Origin of the sequence: Minwuia thermotolerans (assembly GCF_002924445.1) — a bacterium.
Classification (GTDB): domain Bacteria; phylum Pseudomonadota; class Alphaproteobacteria; order Minwuiales; family Minwuiaceae; genus Minwuia; species Minwuia thermotolerans.
Map to the genome: position 1 here is coordinate 1 of NZ_PIGG01000069.1, position 16,312 is coordinate 16,312.

Annotated in this window: 17 protein-coding genes; 6 read left to right on the forward strand and 11 right to left on the reverse strand. The window is 66.5% G+C overall.

Annotated features, from left to right (window positions below; genetic code table 11):
* Together CWC60_RS20070 and CWC60_RS20075 are read right to left on the reverse strand one after the other, a co-directional pair.
* The coding region (locus CWC60_RS20070; protein ID WP_206420061.1) for a FecR domain-containing protein at positions 1-992 on the reverse strand (992 nt) is incomplete at its 3' end.
* Positions 993-1,191: 199 nt separating this feature from the next.
* Positions 1,192-2,031 (reverse strand): enoyl-CoA hydratase, encoded by an 840-nt coding sequence (locus CWC60_RS20075; RefSeq protein ID WP_109795715.1) that lies wholly within the window; start codon positions 2,029-2,031, stop codon positions 1,192-1,194.
* 50 nt (positions 2,032-2,081) lie between these two features.
* Between CWC60_RS20075 and CWC60_RS20080 the strand changes: the two genes are divergently transcribed.
* Together CWC60_RS20080 and CWC60_RS20085 are read left to right on the forward strand one after the other, a co-directional pair.
* A complete protein-coding gene (locus CWC60_RS20080) occupies positions 2,082-2,429 on the forward strand; it encodes a hypothetical protein (protein ID WP_109795716.1) in 348 nt (115 codons plus the stop codon).
* A 51-nt stretch (positions 2,430-2,480) separates the two neighbouring features.
* Entirely contained in the window at positions 2,481-3,635 is a 1,155-nt protein-coding gene (locus CWC60_RS20085) for an epoxide hydrolase family protein (protein ID WP_109795717.1), read from the forward strand.
* 14 nt (positions 3,636-3,649) lie between these two features.
* Here CWC60_RS20085 and CWC60_RS20090 read toward each other — a convergent pair whose 3' ends face one another.
* The gene (locus CWC60_RS20090; RefSeq protein WP_109795718.1) at positions 3,650-4,885 is read right to left on the reverse strand and encodes an LLM class flavin-dependent oxidoreductase; all 1,236 of its coding nucleotides are present in this window, start codon (positions 4,883-4,885) and stop codon (positions 3,650-3,652) included.
* A 3-nt stretch (positions 4,886-4,888) separates the two neighbouring features.
* The gene (locus tag CWC60_RS20095) at positions 4,889-5,782 is read right to left on the reverse strand and encodes an SDR family NAD(P)-dependent oxidoreductase (protein ID WP_109795719.1); all 894 of its coding nucleotides are present in this window, start codon (positions 5,780-5,782) and stop codon (positions 4,889-4,891) included.
* A gap of 152 nt (positions 5,783-5,934) precedes the next feature.
* Here CWC60_RS20095 and CWC60_RS20100 point away from each other — a divergent pair, with 152 nt between their 5' ends.
* On the forward strand, positions 5,935-6,696 hold the full coding sequence (locus CWC60_RS20100; protein WP_109795720.1) for an MlaA family lipoprotein: 762 nt from the start codon (positions 5,935-5,937) through the stop codon (positions 6,694-6,696).
* Between the two features lie 287 nt (positions 6,697-6,983).
* Here CWC60_RS20100 and CWC60_RS20105 read toward each other — a convergent pair whose 3' ends face one another.
* From CWC60_RS20105 to CWC60_RS20130, 6 genes are read right to left on the reverse strand one after another with little or no spacing between them, the layout of a single operon-like run.
* Positions 6,984-7,448, reverse strand: a complete 465-nt coding sequence (locus tag CWC60_RS20105) for a MaoC family dehydratase (RefSeq protein ID WP_109795721.1) — start codon at positions 7,446-7,448, stop codon at positions 6,984-6,986.
* Positions 7,448-8,668 (reverse strand): CaiB/BaiF CoA transferase family protein, encoded by a 1,221-nt coding sequence (locus CWC60_RS20110; protein ID WP_109795722.1) that lies wholly within the window; start codon positions 8,666-8,668, stop codon positions 7,448-7,450. The genes CWC60_RS20105 and CWC60_RS20110 overlap by 1 nt, the downstream gene beginning before the upstream one ends.
* 4 nt (positions 8,669-8,672) lie before the next feature.
* On the reverse strand, positions 8,673-9,842 hold the full coding sequence (locus tag CWC60_RS20115) for an acyl-CoA dehydrogenase family protein (protein WP_109795723.1): 1,170 nt from the start codon (positions 9,840-9,842) through the stop codon (positions 8,673-8,675).
* 30 nt (positions 9,843-9,872) lie between these two features.
* A complete protein-coding gene (locus tag CWC60_RS20120; RefSeq protein ID WP_109795724.1) occupies positions 9,873-11,144 on the reverse strand; it encodes an MFS transporter in 1,272 nt (423 codons plus the stop codon).
* A complete protein-coding gene (locus CWC60_RS20125; protein WP_109795725.1) occupies positions 11,141-11,935 on the reverse strand; it encodes an alpha/beta fold hydrolase in 795 nt (264 codons plus the stop codon). Before CWC60_RS20125 ends, CWC60_RS20120 begins: the two co-directional genes overlap by 4 nt.
* Before the next feature lie 5 nt (positions 11,936-11,940).
* Entirely contained in the window at positions 11,941-13,251 is a 1,311-nt protein-coding gene (locus tag CWC60_RS20130) for an O-acetylhomoserine aminocarboxypropyltransferase (protein WP_109795726.1), read from the reverse strand.
* Positions 13,252-13,783: 532 nt separating this feature from the next.
* Here CWC60_RS20130 and CWC60_RS20135 point away from each other — a divergent pair.
* Positions 13,784-14,284 carry a PAS domain-containing protein gene (locus tag CWC60_RS20135; RefSeq protein ID WP_109795727.1) on the forward strand — a complete coding sequence of 167 codons (501 nt, stop codon included), beginning with the start codon at positions 13,784-13,786 and terminating at the stop codon, positions 14,282-14,284.
* Here the strand turns inward: CWC60_RS20135 and CWC60_RS20140 are convergent.
* The gene (locus CWC60_RS20140; RefSeq protein ID WP_109795728.1) at positions 14,274-14,456 is read right to left on the reverse strand and encodes a DUF1192 domain-containing protein; all 183 of its coding nucleotides are present in this window, start codon (positions 14,454-14,456) and stop codon (positions 14,274-14,276) included. The two genes, CWC60_RS20135 and CWC60_RS20140, sit on opposite strands and share 11 nt — an antisense overlap.
* 75 nt (positions 14,457-14,531) lie before the next feature.
* Between CWC60_RS20140 and CWC60_RS20145 the strand changes: the two genes are divergently transcribed.
* Together CWC60_RS20145 and CWC60_RS20150 are read left to right on the forward strand one after the other, a co-directional pair.
* Complete coding sequence (locus CWC60_RS20145) at positions 14,532-15,530, forward strand: NAD(P)H-quinone oxidoreductase (protein ID WP_206420062.1); 999 nt, start codon at positions 14,532-14,534, stop codon at positions 15,528-15,530.
* An 8-nt stretch (positions 15,531-15,538) separates the two neighbouring features.
* Positions 15,539-16,309 (forward strand): DUF1013 domain-containing protein, encoded by a 771-nt coding sequence (locus tag CWC60_RS20150; RefSeq protein WP_206420063.1) that lies wholly within the window; start codon positions 15,539-15,541, stop codon positions 16,307-16,309.
* Positions 16,310-16,312: the final 3 nt, after the last annotated feature.

Genomic DNA, 16,312 nt, shown 5'->3' on the forward strand with positions numbered 1-16,312 from the left:
CCGCCGCCATCCGGCGCGCCGCCGTCTTCGCGGTCGTCGTCGCCGCCGTCGTCATCCTGCTGGCCGCGCTGCACATCCGATGTCGGTGGCAGGAAGTCCAGCGCGTTGCCGTACTTCTGATTGACTTCCTCCGGACTGTAGATCCGCGGGGCGCTGAGCGGCTGGAACTGACTGCTGGTCGACGTGCCCTCATAGGCCTGGGTGAGCAGAACCCCGCCCGCCTGGTTGGAGACGAAGACGGAACCCGTCTGGCCGTTGTCGTCGGGCAGATTGACGACTTCCGATTCCTCGCCCTCCTGCGCGCCCTGGCCGGTCACGTAGGTGCCGCGGATACCGATGGTCAGCACCGGGGTCTTGACCTGCAGCGCGTCGTCGCCGCTCTGGGCGACCTGGCCGGAGACAAACGAGAAGGAACCCTGCAGGACGTTCATCACTGCGCTGCCGGTGCCGGCGCTCGGATCATAGACGAAATCGTCGATGACCATGCGGGCGTCCTGGCCGATCGAGAAGGTGGTGTCGTCATTGAAACGCAGGCCGCAGGCGCCACCCGCGGCAGTCTCGATCACGTCGTCCTGATAGACCGGATCGCCTGCGGACAGCTCGACGCGGCTGCCATCGGTGCGGGTGGCGACGACCACGCCATCGACCGCTTCCACCACGCCGATGGGATTGCCGAGACCGGCGCCGAGCTGCGCCAGACCGCCCGCCCTGGGCCCGGCGAGCAGCTCGGCCAGGTGGCCGGCGATCTGCGCGCCGTTGAGCGTGTATAGGTCGGGCGGCGTCTCTGTGCCGAAAAAGTCGACGATCAGGATCTTCGTGCCGTCCTTGCCCTGAAGGATCAGGTCGGAACCGGCGCGCACGAAGTCGGCGGTGAGCAGCAGCGCGCCGTGATCGATCACCAGCGCATTCTGGCCCGCCGCGTTGAGCACCTCGGCGAACTGTCCCTGGGGGGCCTCCTCGCCGAAGGTCGTCCTGTGGAATTGTCTCGTCATGACACCGCTCCGCCCCTGCGCAACGGATGACCCGGCGGCCGGCCCCTGAGGTCCGCAACCGAGTCCACCCCCCTCATACGCACACCCGAGGATAGATGACACGCCGGCTCATCCAACGTGCGAGCTTCACTATAACATCGCCCCGACGCAGCAGCACGCATCACATTTTCGCGGGTTTCCGGCGCGATTTCAGCCGGCTCTAACGCCCGGGAAAGTTGGGCGCCCGCTTCTCCACGAAGTGCGCGACGCCTTCCTTGAAGTCCGCCGAATCGAAACTCGCCGGCATCTCGGAATTCGCCGTCAGGATCGCGCTCTCCAGCGACTGGTGCAGGGCCTGGTAGACCTGCTGCTTCATCACGCGGATGGACCGCGGCGAGACCATGGTCGCCAGTTCCTCGGCGTAGGCGCGGGTCTCGTCGATGAAACGCTCGTCCTCGATGACCCGGTTCACCAGCCCCATCTGCCGCGCCTCCTCCGACGTCACCTTGCGCGCCGACAGCAGCAGGTCGAGCGCGTTGGCATGCCCGACAAGCGCCGGCAGCATCCAGGAGATGCCGTGCTCGGCGATCAGGCCGCGGCGGGAAAAGGCGGTGGTGAAGACGGCCGACCGGGCGGCGAAGCGCATGTCGCAGTAGAGCGCCATGATCATGCCCAGCCCGGCGCAGGGCCCGTTGACCGCCGCCAGGATCGGCTTCGGCACGGTGGGGAAATAGGCGTAGCGCATGGAATAGTCGCGCCCGGGGTTCAGGCCGCCGGGAATGGCGTTGTCGACCGCCGAGACGCTCTGCAGCCGCCCCCGCATGGCCGAACTCTCGTCCTGGATGTCGCCCAGCAGGTTCATGTCCGCCCCGGCGCAGAAGCCGCGTCCGGCGCCGGTCAGCACGATGGCGCGCACGCCGTCGTCCTTCGACGCCTCGATCATGGCCTCGCGGACCTCCGCTTCCATCTGCCGGGTCCAGGCGTTCAGCGCATCCGGCCGGTTGAGCGTGACGGTCAGGACCGGGCCGTCCTTCTGGTATAGAATTTCCGCGAACGCCATATCATCCTCCCTGTGGTCGTTCGGCCCATGATGGCGGAGAGCCCCGGCGGATGGAAGAAGCACAGAGCAGTCTGAAATTCGGGGCATTCGACCTCATGCTCCTCGGCGCTTTCTTCATCAGCTACAACGTGCTGGCCCTGATCCAGGTCGCCTTTCTGTACAGCGGCCGGAGCCTCGCCTTCGCCGCCGTTTCGGTGGCCGCTGTCCTGGCGGCGCCGGGCATGAGGATGCTGGATTTCGCAGAATCCTGCGCAGCGCGGCCAAGCGCGATCCTCTGCAGCGACGAAAAGCCGGTCCTGATCGGCCTGGGCACGGTCTGGGCCATTGTCTGTCTGGCGGTGCTCATGATCTACCTGACGCTTCAGGCCATCAGACTTCTGCGGACCGGACGCCGATGAAGGCCGGGGCCCGGACGGCGGACCGGATGATCACGGGCAGGGGAGAGTGAAATGAAAGCGTTCGAAGTCCATGTCGGCGATACGGAGATCGCCGACCTGAACGCACGGCTGGACGCGACGCGCTGGCCCAGGGAGGAACCGGCGGACGCGGGCTGGAACTACGGCGCCAGCATGGCCTATGTCCGGGAGCTCTGCGCCCACTGGCGCGACGCCTTCGACTGGCGCGCGGTCGAGGCCCGGATCAACGGCTTCGACAACTTCACCGCCGACGTCGACGGCATCGACATCCATTTCATCCTGGAGAAGGGCTCGGGCGCGCAGCCGACGCCGCTGATCCTGACCCATGGCTGGCCGGGTTCGATCGTCGAGTTCCTGGAGGTGATCGAGCCGCTGGCCCATCCCGAACGCTTCGGCGGCGATGCGGAGGACGGCTTCGACGTGATCGTCCCCAGCCTGCCGGGTTACGGCTTCTCGGGCGCGCCGCCGAAGGCGATCGACTGCCGCGAGACGGCGCGGCTCTGGCGCGGGCTGATGGTCGACGTCCTGGGGTATCAGGGCTTCATCGCGCAGGGCGGCGACTGGGGCTGCCTGGTGACGTCCTGGCTCGGCCTGAACCACGCCGATGTCTGCAAGGCCATCCATCAGAACATGTGGATCCTGCGCCCGGCGCGGGACGACAGCCGCCCCTATGACGCCGAGGAGAAAGCCTGGACGGGGCGGCGCAGGCAACTGATGGCGACCGAAACTGCCTATCAGGCGATCCAGTCCACGAAGTCCCAGACCCTGGCCTACGGGCTGACCGACTCACCGGCGGGCCTGGCGGCCTGGATCGCCGAGAAGTTCCACCGCTGGGGCGATACGGGCGGCGATATCGAGAGCCGGTTCTCCAAGGACCGGCTGCTGGCGAACATCGCGCTGTACTGGTTCACGGCGACGATCAACACGTCGGCCTGGATGTACCGCTCGATCATCGAGAGCGACAATTTCATCGCGCCGCCGGGCCGGAAGATCGAGGTTCCGACCGGGGTCGCGCACTTCCCGGGCGACATCTTCGCCACCCCGCCGCGCCAGTGGGTCGAGCGGGTCGCCAACGTCGTGCACTGGACCGACATGCCGGCCGGCGGCCATTTCGCCGCCATGGAGGAACCGGCGCTGTTCGTCGACGACATCCGCGCCTTCCGGCGGCTGGTGGAGGCCGACAGCTAGTCGCCTGCGGAGTGTCAGTCCCCCGGGGCGGCCTGCTTTTCCTTCTCCGCCATCATCGCCTTGAGCTCTTCGGGCGTCAGGCGGACAATGTCCTCGTTCTGGTGGCTGTAGAGGTCGAAATCCTCGGTATCGAGCTCCTCGAGCACCGTCTCGCCGTCGAGGACGCTCCGCTTCCAGGCCTGATGCGCGGCTTCCTCGCCATGGAACTCCGGCATGACTTCCTCCGCGAACAGGCGGTAGCTCTTGCAGATATCCTCGTGGCTGGTGCGGCCGGCCTGGGCCACCAGAATGCACTGGTCGACATGGGCGTCGGCGAACATGCGCAGCTTCTTCCGCAGCGTCTCCGGGCTGCCGATCAGCGCCGTCTCGACAGCCTTCTGCGCCTTTTCGGAATGGCGCCAGTCCTGGTAGGCGGCCCAGAGGTCGCTCTTGCCCGGCGCGTCGACGCCCTTCCTGCCGTAATAGGACAACGCGAAGATGAAGAACGTCCACCCCGACGCCTTCTCGATCGCCTCCTCGTCCGTCTCGGCGCAGAAGAAGCCGTTGGCGATGGCGATGTTCGGGTTGAGCGGATAGTCGGTCAGCGGCTGGCGGCGGCGCAGCAGACAATTGTAGTAGCGATGCACCCAGGCCCGCGCGGCCTCCGCCGAGATGAAGCTGAAGCCCAGCGCCCCCATGCCCCACTCGCCGGCCTTGGCAATGGTCTTGATGTTGGAGCAGGCGACCCAGAGCGGCGGATGCGGTTTCTGCAGCGGCTTCGGCACCACGTTGCGGGCGGGGAAATCGAAATGCTCGCCGTGGAATTCCCAGTCCGTCTTCGTGAACATGGGCACGATGGCCTGGACCGCTTCCTCCCAGCGCTCCCGCTTGGTGCGGACCTTGACGCCGAAGGGGTGCAGTTCCGCGGGGCCTGCGCCCTCGCCAAAGCCCAGCTCGACACGCCCGTTCGACAGCAGGTCCAGCGTGCCCACCTTCTCGGCCACGCGATGCGGCTGGTTGGTGGTGATCTGGACGATACCGTGGCCCAGGCGGATGTTCTTCGTGCGCTGGCTGGCCGCGCCGAGGAAGACCTCCGGCGCCGAGGAGTGCGAATACTCCTCCAGGAAGTGATGCTCGACCACCCAGGCGGCGTCGAAGCCCAGCCGGTCGGCCAGTTCGATCTGCTCCAGCGATTCGTTCAGGATGCGGTGCTCGCTCCGCTCGTCCCAGGGCCGCGGGATCTGGTGCTCGTAGAAGATGCCGAACTTCATGCCTCAGTCCTCCCCCTGACCATTGCCGCCATAGTCGCCCCAGAACGCGACCGGGCCATTATAGCGATGGAAGCCCTGATAGGGTTTCGCCCTGGTATGGTCGGGTATGTCCCAGTCCTGGCGGATCGACTGGCTGGCGCCGTGGACGTAGTAGCAGGCGCCGGAGACGTAGGACGCCCCCTCCGACAGCAGGAATGTGATCACCGAGGAGACCTCGGATTCCGTGCCCATGCGCTTGAAGGGCATCTTCTTCAGCCCTTCGGTGAACTTCGCCTGCATCTCGGGCGTGTAGGCGTTCATCCCCGAGGACGCGATATAGCCCGGCGCGACGGAGTTCACGCGGACGCCGTGATTGGCCCATTCGACCGCCAGGGTCTCGGTCACCGACATCATGCCGGCCCGCGCGCCGGCCGAGTGCACCATGGCCGGCATGCCGCCGATCGGATCGGCGACGATGTTCACGACGGAACCGCCATTCGCCTTCATCCACTGGGTGAAGCACTCCCGGGCGACCACGAATCCCGAGACGAGATTGTTGCGAATCACCGTCTCGAAGCCCTTCTGGCTCATGTTCTCGGCCGGCGACGTGAACTGCCCGCCGGCATTGTTGACCAGCCCGTCGATCCGACCCAGCCGCTCGATGACGTCGGCCACCATCGCCCGGACCGCTTCCTCGTCGCGCAGATCGCAGGCGTGGCATATCGCCCGGCCGCCGTCCTCCTCTATCTCCTGAGCCACGGCCTCGAGGCGCTCGAGGCGCCGGCCAACCAACGCCACCGCCGCGCCCAGCGACGCCAGTTCATGGGCGTTGCAGCGCCCGATACCGGACCCGCCGCCGGTCACGATGACGGCCCGGCCCTCGAACAGGCCAGGCCGATATATCGACCTGTAGGACATGATGATGCCTCCCCGCGTTCTCCATCCCGCCACAATGCATAAGTCACAATCGCAGCCGCGAACAGGCCGCGATCACACTTTGGCAAGGCTTCTGTTGTAAAGATCGCGAATACGCGGCAATTTCGATCGGCATTCGGGCAAGGAGTTCTGAGATGGGGATCAGCAGGAACCTGGCCGTCCTGGCCTTGGGCGGGATGATGTTGACGTCGGCTGCAGCAGCAGCCGATGCGCCCGCCGATCCCTACGAGCAGACCAACCGCGAAATCTTCGACTTCAACATGGGCCTCGACCGCGCCGTGATGCGGCCCGTCGCCCGCGGCTATCGCACCGTGGCGCCGGAGCCGCTGCGCCTTGGCGTGTCCAACGCACTGGAAAACCTGACGGAACCGCGCACGCTGATCAACAACATCCTCCAGGGTGACGGCGAAGCGGCGTGGAACACCTTCATGCGTTTCATGATCAACTCCACCGTCGGCATCGGCGGCCTGTTCGACGTCACCACGGCCGGCAATTTCCACCGCCGCAAGGAAGACTTCGGCCAGACGCTGGCGGTCTGGGGCTACGAAAGCGGCGCCTACATCATGCTGCCCGTCTTCGGCCCCTCGACGGGCCGCGACACGGTGGGATTCGTCGTCGATTCGGTGACCGATCCCTTCAATCTCGTATTCGGTTTCGTGCCGACGGCCGCGCGCACCGGCACCGCCATGGTCGACAAGCGCTCCGAGGTGATCGAGGAATTCGAGGTGCTGGAGGATACGGCGATCGACCTCTACGCCTCCGTGCGCACGCTCTACTACCAGAACCGCGAGAACGCGATCCGCAACGGCGCACCGCCGCCGCTGGACGATCTGTACCGGGATCTGGAGCTGGAGAAGAGCGTCGAAGTCAGCTTTCCCCGCGCCCAGAACAACTGATCTCAACAGCTGTCGGGCCTGGGCCCGATGCGGAAGGGCCCGTCCGCAAGGCGGGCCCTTTTTCGTTCTGTGCCGGCCGCTTCCGGAAGGAGGAGCGGCCGGCATGACGATTCGCGAGAACCTTCACGCCGGCCGCTTGGGAGGACCGCCGCCCCTTGGGGTGTTGGGGATCGCAGGACGACGGTCAGTGCCATGCCAAGGCCTGATCAACATCGTCTTATTGAGAATGATTGTCAATCTCATAATTTCGATGCGGGCTTTTTTTGCCGCCAGGCTCCGGGGGACGCTCAGTCCTCCTCGGGCCGGCCCCGCATCATCCTGAGCGGATTGTAGGTCAGCACCACGTCGCCCTTCTGGTTGACCACCTTGTTGTCGGTGCGAACCAGGGCGCGGTTGCCCTTCTTCGCCGGGCGGATCTCGGTGACTTCCCCTTCCACGTGCAGCGTGTCGCCGGCGAAGGACGGCCCCTTGACGTCGATCTCGCAGTTCAGGAAGGCGAGGCCGGTACGCGCGATGGTCGACGGGATCACCAGGCCCTCGGCCAGCGAGAAGACCAGGGCGCCCGGCGCCAGACGGCCGGCGAAGTCGGTATGTTCCTCCAGGTACCAGTAGCTTGTGAACAGCTCCTCGGTGAGGCCGGAGACGCCGACGAAGTTCATGATGTCGGTTTCGGTGATGGAACGCGTGAGCGTCCTGAACTTCCAGCCGACGGACCAGTCCTGATAGTAGAATCCATGTCCCAGGAGTTGCATCAGATCGCCTTTTCCTTCTTCTCGATGGCCGCACCGGCGGCCAGCATCGCTTCCACGGTCGCCTCGTCGTAGCCGAGTTCCCCCAGCACCTCGCGCGTCTGTTCGCCCAGATGAGGGGTGTGACGGCGGACGCTGGCGGGACTCTTCTCGAAATTGACCGGGTATTTCATCGTCCGCAGCGGCCCTTCGGTCGGATGGTCGTATGTCTCCCAGAATCCGACATCCGTCAGGTGCCGGTCGGTCAGCAGATCTTCCGGCGTGTTGACACGGGAGCACGGCACGCCGTGCGGCTCCAGGGCGGCCAGCCATTCATCCGTGGTCAGCGCCTTGCTCAGCTCTGCCAGCGTCGAATAGACCGTGTCGACGTTCTTCTGGCGCGCGGCGAACGAGTTGAACATCGGATCCTCGGCCAGGTCCGAACGGCCCGCCGCCTCCAGCACCACCCGCCATTGCCGGTCGTCATAGGGCAGGATCGCCACCCAGCCGTCCCTGGACGGATAGGGCTTGCGCCACGGCGTGCGCAGTCGGCTGTAGCCCGTCGGACCGGTGGCGTCGGCGTAGGTGGCCCCGTCCAGATGTTCGATCAGGTTGATGTGCACCATGGTCTCGAACATGGGCACCTCGACGAACTGCGCCTCGCCCGTCCGCTCCCGGTGCAGCAGCGCCGTCACCACGGCGTTGGCCGCCATCAGACCGGTGGTCTTGTCCGCCTGGACGAAGCCGACATAGCGCGGCTGGTCCAGCAGCCAGCCCTGGATCGCCGCGCCGCCCGAGGCCGACTGGATGATGTCGTCAAAGGCCGTCTTGTGACCGTAGGGGCCCTTCTCCGAAAAGCCGTAGGCGCCGACATAGATCAGGTTCGGATTGACCGCCTTCAGATCCTCGTAGGCGATGCCCAGCTTGCGCACCGCCTGGGGCCGGAGCGCATGCATGAAGACGTCCGCCGTTTCGATCAGCCGCATGAAGGCTTCCAGCCCCTCGGGCTTCTTCAGGTCCAGACAGAGCGAACGCTTGTTGCGGTTGCAGTTGAGGAAGCACGAGGCCATGCCGTCTCGCCGCGTTGTGCCGATGGCGCGCGCCAGGTCGCCGGCCGGCTCCTCCACCTTGATCACGTCCGCGCCGAGGTCGCCCAGCATCTGCCCGGCCAGCGGGCCCAGCACGATGCGGGTCAGGTCGACGACGCGGTAGCCCGCCAGCGGGCCCTTGTTTTCCGTCTCCATGGCGTCAGTAGCTTCTCGGCAGCCCGAGCTTCCGCTCGGCGATGTAGTTCAGGATCATCTGCATCGAGACGGGCGCGATGCGCGCGATCATGCTTTCTCGCATCAGCCGTTCGACGTGATACTCCTTGGCATAGCCCATGCCGCCATGAGTCATCACCGCCTGGGTCGCAGCCTTGAAGCCGGCCTCGGCGCCCAGGTACTTGGCCGCGTTCGCTTCGCCGCCGCAATCCTCGCCGCGGTCGTAGCGATCGGCGGCCAGCATGCACATCATGTAGGCGGCCTCCAGCTCGGCCCAGTTGACCGCCAGCGGATGCTGGATCGACTGGTTCATGCCGATCGGCCGGCCGAAGACGACGCGGTCCTTGGCGTATTCGGTGGCCCGCGCCAGCGCGTTCTGGCCGATGCCGACGGCCTCGATGCCGACCAGCACGCGCTCGGGATTGAGGCCGTGGAGCAGGTAGTAGAAGCCCTTGCCCTCCTCGCCGATCAGGTCTTCCTTGGGCACCGGCAGGCCGTCGATGAAGACGGCGTTCGAATCCACCGACTTGCGGCCCATCTTCGGGATCACCCGGGCCTCGATGTAGTCGCGGTTGAAGTCGGTGTAGAACAGCGAGATGCCGTCGGTGGACTTCTTGCTCGCCTCCTTCGGTGTGGTGCGGGCCAGCAGCAGGATCTTGTCGGCTTCCTGCGCCGTCGACGTCCACATCTTGCGGCCGTGGACGACGTAGTTGCCGTTGCCGTCCTTCTCCGCCCGGGTCTTGATCGAGGTGGTGTCGAGGCCGGCATCCGGCTCGGTGACGCCGAAGCAGGTCTTCTGCTCGCCCTTGATCAGCGGCGGCAGATGCGCGCGCTTCTGGTCCTCGTTGCCGGCGACGACCAGCGGATGCGGGCCGAAGATGTTGATGTGGATGGCCGACGCCGCGCTCTGCGCGCCCGACGACTTCGCCACCGTGTGCATCATTATCGCCGCCTCGGTGACACCGAGGCCCGCGCCGCCATATTCCTCGGGCATGGCGATGCCCAGCCAGCCGCCGTCGGCCATGGCCTTGTGGAAGTCGTGCGGGAACTCGCCGGTCTCGTCGCGGTCCAGCCAGTAGGCGTCGTCGAAGCGTTCGCAGATCTTCGCGACGGCGTCGCGGATCGCTTCCTGCTCATCGGTCAGTCGAAAATCCATTCGGTGCCTCCCCAGGTTCGAAGTGTGAGTCTAGCGCGCCGCGGCGCGTGAGAGAAAGACGAAGGGCGAACCGGCGGCCACGAGGACGACGGCGCCGACATAGAACAGCGCGGCATGACCGCCCGCCGCGTCATGGATGAAGCCGCCCAGCCAGGCGCCGAGCCCGCCGCCGGCGCCGCCGAAGGCCAGGATCGCGCCGTAGATGCGGCCGAAGGCCGGACCCTGGAAAGTGCGGCTGACGATGGAGGAGACCATGGGTCCGCGGCTGCCCAGTGTCAGGCCGAGACAGACGGCCGAGCCGTAGAGTACGAACTCGCTGAACATCTCCGGCAGGGCCAGGAAGCCGGCATAGGAAACCAGGGTGAGGCCGTAGGACAGCGTCGCCGCGCGCAGCATGCCCAGCCGGTCGGCGATGACGCCGAAGGCGACCATGCCGACAGGCGCCAGCGCGCCGGCCACGCCATAGATCGACGCGGCCTCCAGCGCCGGCACGCCCAGCACCTGGAAATAGTCGACGAGTTGTGTGATGGCCACATAGATGCCCATGCCGGTGATCCCGTAGATCCACGACAGCGCCCAGAACGGCCAGCCGCCGAGCGCTTCGCGGAGACTGCGGTAGTTCGGACGCCGCGGCCCCTCGCGCGGGGCCGCCGCGGCCGCGGCGATCTCCGGGTGGCCCGCCCGGAACCGCCCCCACGGCGCGAACAGCGCGATCGGGACGATGACGGCGAGGCCGATCAGGGTCAGACCCCGATAGGCGCCCTGCCAGCCGAAGCTGTCGATCAGCAGCTGGGTGATGGGCGAGAACAGCAGCACGCCGATGCCCATGGAGGAATGCACAAGGCCGAGCGCGGTCGAACGGCTGCGGTCGAACCAGCGGCTGACCAGCGCCGCCTGGACGACAGTGCCGAGCAGCGCCGTCGCCGTGCCGACGGCGACCCCGTGGCCGAGATAGAAGCTCCACAGCCCCCAGTCGGTGCTCGCCAGCATCAGGCCGCCGGCGGAACAGGCGATGCCGAGCAGATAGACCGGCCGCGCCCCGGCCCGGTCGAAGATGATACCCGCCAGCGGGGCGCCGAGTCCCCAGCAGGTCATGGCGATGGCGTAGATCGCCGTCAGTTCGTCCCGGCTCCACGAATGGGAGAGGTCGAGCGGCCTCAGCATGACGACGAAGCTGTCGAACAGTCCCCGCCCCGTCATGCCGATGACGAAGCAGAAGAACAGCACCCCGGCGGCGTTCCAGCGGGCGCCACGCGCGCTCAGGGAACCGGCGCTGCCCTTCGGCAGGGAATCCGCGCTCACGCGGCGAGAACGGGCGCGAGCGCCCGCAGCAGCGCCTTCGGCTGTTCGAACATCATCATGTGACCGCAGTCGTCCAGTTCGGTGACAGCGGCGCCGCCGATCATCGCCGCCGTCTTGCGGCCGGCCTTGAGCGGCGTCATCAGGTCCTGCCGGCCGAGGACGACGGTCGCGGGACAGCCCACCGCAGCGGCGGCCTTCTCGCCGCCCTTGTAGGCCGAGCAGATGGCCAGGCACTTGTGCAGGACGCCGGGCCGGGCCTGTTCGATGACGCGCGTGTCGGCGCCCACCATCCACAGGCCGGGGACCTGGAAGCCGCCGAAATGGGCGCGGGGGCCGTGTGCCCAGTCGTTCATCAGGCCGATGGCGAGCGGCAAATCGTTCTTCGCCGCGTCGAGAAAGGCCTCGTTGACCGCAAGCGGATAGCAGAAGCCCAGCAAACCCAGCGCCCTGATCCTTTCCGGTTGCTGGCCGGCGGCCTCCATGGCGATCAGCGCGCCCATGGAATGGCCGATCAGCCTGGCCTTCCCCACGCCGAGTTCATCCAGAAGCCGATGCAGCCAGCGCCCGCATTCCTCGATGCTGTCGGGCAGTTCGCCCTCGGATCGGCCGCAGCCCGGCAGGTCCACCGCCAGCACCGAATGGCCGTGATGGGCGAGCCAGCGCGTCTGCAGCGCCCAGGCCAGATGGTTCATGGCCGCGCCGTGGATCAGCACCACGACGTCGCCTTTCGGGTCGAAGGCCCTGCCGCCGGTGTGGGCGAAGACCTTGTTGCCGTCGATCGTGAATTCCATCGCCCCTACTCCGCCGCCGCCTTGAGCACGCGCTGGCTGGCGCGCAGGGCCGATTTCAGATCGTCGATCAGGTCGTCCGCATCTTCCAGCCCGACCGAGAGACGCACCAGATCCTCGCCGACGCCGGCCGCCTTCAGCGCCTCGGCGTCCATCTGCTGGTGGGTGGTGGACGCCGGGTGGATCACCAGCGACTTGGCGTCGCCGACATTGGCGAGGTGGGAGAAGACCTTCAGGTTCTCGATGAACGCACGGCCGGCCTCGCGGCCGCCATTGACGCCGAAGCTGAAGATCGCGCCGGCGCCGTCGGGCAGCAATGCCTTCGCCCGTTCGTGGTCGGGATGGCTCTCCAGGTCCGGATAGGCGACCCAGCCGACCGCTTCGTGGCCTTCCAGGAAGGCGGCCAGCCGGCGGGCGTTCTCGACATGGCGCGGCATGCGCACGTGCAGGGTCTCGACACCCTGCAGCAGGTAGAAGGCGTTCTGCGGCGACATGCAGGCGCCGAAGTCGCGCAGGCCTTCGGCGCGGGCCCGCATGCACAGCGCCGCCGGCCCGTACTCCTCCCAGAAGTTCAGGCCGTGATAGCCCTCATAGGGTTCGGTGAGCGTCGGAAACTTCCCCGACGCCGCCCAGTCGAAGGTTCCGCCGTCGACCATGGCCCCGCCGATGGCGATGCCATGTCCGCCCAGGAACTTCGTCACCGAGTGCATGACGATGTCGGCGCCGTGCTCGACGGGCCGGAACAGATGGGGCGTGGCGAAGGTGTTGTCGATCATCAGCGGCAGCCCGTGGTCGTGCGCGATGCGCGCCACCGCCGGAATATCCATGATCTCGAGGCCTGGATTGCCCAGCGTCTCGCCGAACACCAGACGGGTCTCGGGCCGGATGGCCTTCGCGAAGCCTTCGGTGTCGCGGGGGTCCACGAAGGTGGTGGTGATGCCGAAGCGCGGCAGCGTGTGATGGAACATGTTGTGGCTGCCGCCGTAGATCGAGGCGGAACTGACGATGTGCCCGCCCTGGCCCATCAGCGTCGAGACCGCCAGGAACAGCGCCGCCTGTCCCGATGCCGTGCAGACCGCGCCGACGCCGCCTTCCAGCGCCGCCAGTCGCTCCTCGAGGACCGCAACGGTGGGATTGGAAATGCGCGAGTAGATATGGCCGGGCGTTTCCATGTTGAACAGCGCGGCCGCATGGTCGGCGTCGTCGAAGACGTAGGAAGTGGACTGGTAGATCGGTACGGCGCGGGCGCCGGTGGCCGGGTCCGGGTGCTGGCCCGCGTGCAGGCCCAGCGTCGCCGGCTTCGGATATTTCGGTTTCATCGCATCTCCCCATGCCGTCGTGGCGGCGGAAAGATCGATACCAGTCTTGGGCAAGACGAAAAAGAAAAACCGCGCCCGGTGCCCGGGTCGCGGCCTTTCACGGAGATCTCCCTCGGGCTTCTATTCCGCCCTTTGTGGTTAGCCGTTCCCTGTCAAACTCGGCTCCGCGGGTGAATTAAGGCGGCTCGAAAATGGACCGTCAAGCATACCGCTCGACGTATTTTGACACGCTACAGTACCATCAAGTACTTGCCAGTAAGGAGCGAGTCGGATTCGGCCGCTCCCTTTGGGGAGGGAGCTGGGAGCGGCCGAGTTCGACAGGGAGGGTGAGGAAGCTGTCTTGTCCTCGATACCCATCATGAGGGCGGGAAGTTAACCAAAGCTGAATCACGCTTGCATTTTTCCTCGAAAACGACCGTCAGTTGCACTATTCGGGACGCGTCCGTTGTCTGAACCGCATGAAACGGGTCAGGATCGGGATCCCGGACGCCGGCGCGACACGAGCCGTCGGCATTGGAGGCGATGCAGGATCATGAACGATCACGCCGACCAGCAGACGAATATCACTGTCCGGCTTCCGGCCGGCCCCTTGCGCCGCGTCCATGACTACTGGGCGGCGGGCGTGGCGGACGGCCTGTTGCCCGGCCGGCAGGACCTCAGGCCCGAAGATCTGACCGACATACTGGGGCACCTGTTCCTGATCGATGCGCCGGAGGCGGGCCGATACCGCTACCGCCTGATCGGCACGCGGGTGGCGGAATGGTCGGGCGGCGACGCCACGGGCAGGTATCTGGACGATCCGGTCTGCGGGGAAAGCCGCTTCCGGTTCATCGACCTGGTGCACGGCGTCGTGGAGACGCACCGTCCCATGGCCACGCTCGGCGAACCGGCGATCTTCGGCGGCAGCGCGTTCCTGTTCGACCGTCTGATGCTGCCGCTGGCGGCCGACGGCAGGAATGTCGACATGATCCTGGGCGTCGCCGACATGAAGCCGGGGCCGACCGGAGGCGGGCGCCGAAGCCTCAGCGCTTGAATACCGAGTCGGCGGCGTTGAGCACCGATTTCTTCCGCTCGACGGCCGCTTCCAGGCGGGCGATCTCGGCATGCAGCGCCGCGATCCGTTCCTGAAGCTCCTCCACCGAGACGTCGTCGAGGTCCCGCGCGGCAAAGAAAGTGTCCCTGGCGCGTTCTTCATCGTCCGTCATGGTCAATCCTCACTTGCTCCCATGCGGCCACAACAATAGATCGAAAGAGCTTCGCGACCAAAAAAGGGGAAGGCCATGGCCTCGTTGCCGGACGAAATGAATGCGATCGAGATCACGGGCCCAGGCGGGCCGGACGTGCTGAGGCAGGTTCGGCGGCCGGTGCCCCGGCCCGCCCATGACGAGGTGCTGATCCGGGTCGCGGCCGCGGGCGTCAACCGCCCCGACTGCATCCAGCGCGCCGGCGGCTATCCCCCGCCTCCCGGCGCCTCCGACCTGCCCGGCCTGGAGGTCGCGGGCGAAATCGTCGCCAGGGGCGCCGGCGTCAGCCAGTGGAAGGAGGGCGACCGGGTCATGGCCCTGGTTGCCGGCGGCGGCTATGCCGAATACTGCGCCGCGCCCGCGCCGCAGTGTCTGCCCGTCCCCGATGGCTATGACATGGTGAAGGCCGCGGCGGTGCCGGAAACCTTCTTCACCGTCTGGACCAACGTCTTCGACCGCGGACGTCTGCAGGGCGGCGAAAGCTTCCTCGTTCACGGGGGCTCCAGCGGCATCGGCACCACGGCGATCCAGCTCGCCAAGCGCTTCGGCGCGCGCGTCTTCGCCACCGCCGGCTCGGCGGAGAAGTGCGACGCCTGCGTGAAACTGGGCGCGGAGCGGGCGATCAACTACCGCGAAGAGGACTTCGTGGAGGTGGTGAAGGAACTGACCGGCGGCGACGGCGTCAACCTGATCCTCGACATGGTCGGCGGCGACTATTTCCGCCGCAACGTCAAGGCCCTCGCCGTCGAGGGCCGGCTGGTCCAGATCGCCTTCCTCGACACCCCGAAGGTCGAGTTCGACTTCACGCCGATGATGCTGAAGCGCCTGACGCTGACCGGGTCGACACTCCGTCCGCGTTCGGTTCAGCAGAAGGCGGAGATCGCCGAGGCGCTGGCCGAGCACGTGCTGCCGCTGCTGGCCTCCGGCGCGGTCGCGCCGGTGATCGACACCGTCCTGCCGATCGCAGAGGCTGCGAAGGCCCATGAAAAAATGGAGGCGAGCACCCACATAGGAAAGATCATGCTCGAGGTCTGACAACTTGCGTGATCGCGCAGAAACGTATAATGCGCTTGACCAACTCCACTCAGCATCATCAGGAGACGACATTGGCATTGCCATTGATGCCGAAGGCCACAGCCGTATGGCTGGTTGACAACACGACCCTGAGCTTCAAGCAGATCGCGGAGTTCTGCGGCATGCATACGCTCGAGGTGCAGGGCATCGCCGACGGTGAGGTCGCCCAGAACATCGTCGGGCTGGATCCGGTCGCCAACAGCCAGCTCACACGCGCGGAAATCGAGCGTTGCGAGCAGGACGAGAAAGCAACCCTGCAACTGAAGGAAACGGCGCTGCCGCCGGAACGCAAGACTCGCGGCGCACGCTACACGCCGGTCTCGAAGCGCCAGGACCGCCCGGCCGCGATCGCCTGGATCCTGCGCCATCATCCTGAACTCACGGACGCCCAGATCCAGCGACTGCTGGGGACCACCAAGGACACCATCAACAAGATCCGCGACCGGACTCACTGGAACATCCAGCAGATCAAGCCGACGGATCCCGTGAGCCTGGGCATCTGCACCCAGACCGAACTCGCCAAGGCGGTCGAGAAGGCCGTCGAGCGCCGCCGCAAGGCGCTGGCCGAGAGTGGCGAACCCGTCGAGGCCGAGGCCATACTCGACCCGCGCAACCGCCTGACGGCCGATGCGGCCGAAATGGCCGCCGCCTTCGGCCTGAACCGCGGCAAGGGCGACGACGAAGAGAAGGATGACGAAGAGGAGCCGACCGTCGATTCCGTCTTCGGCAGAAAGACCTGAACC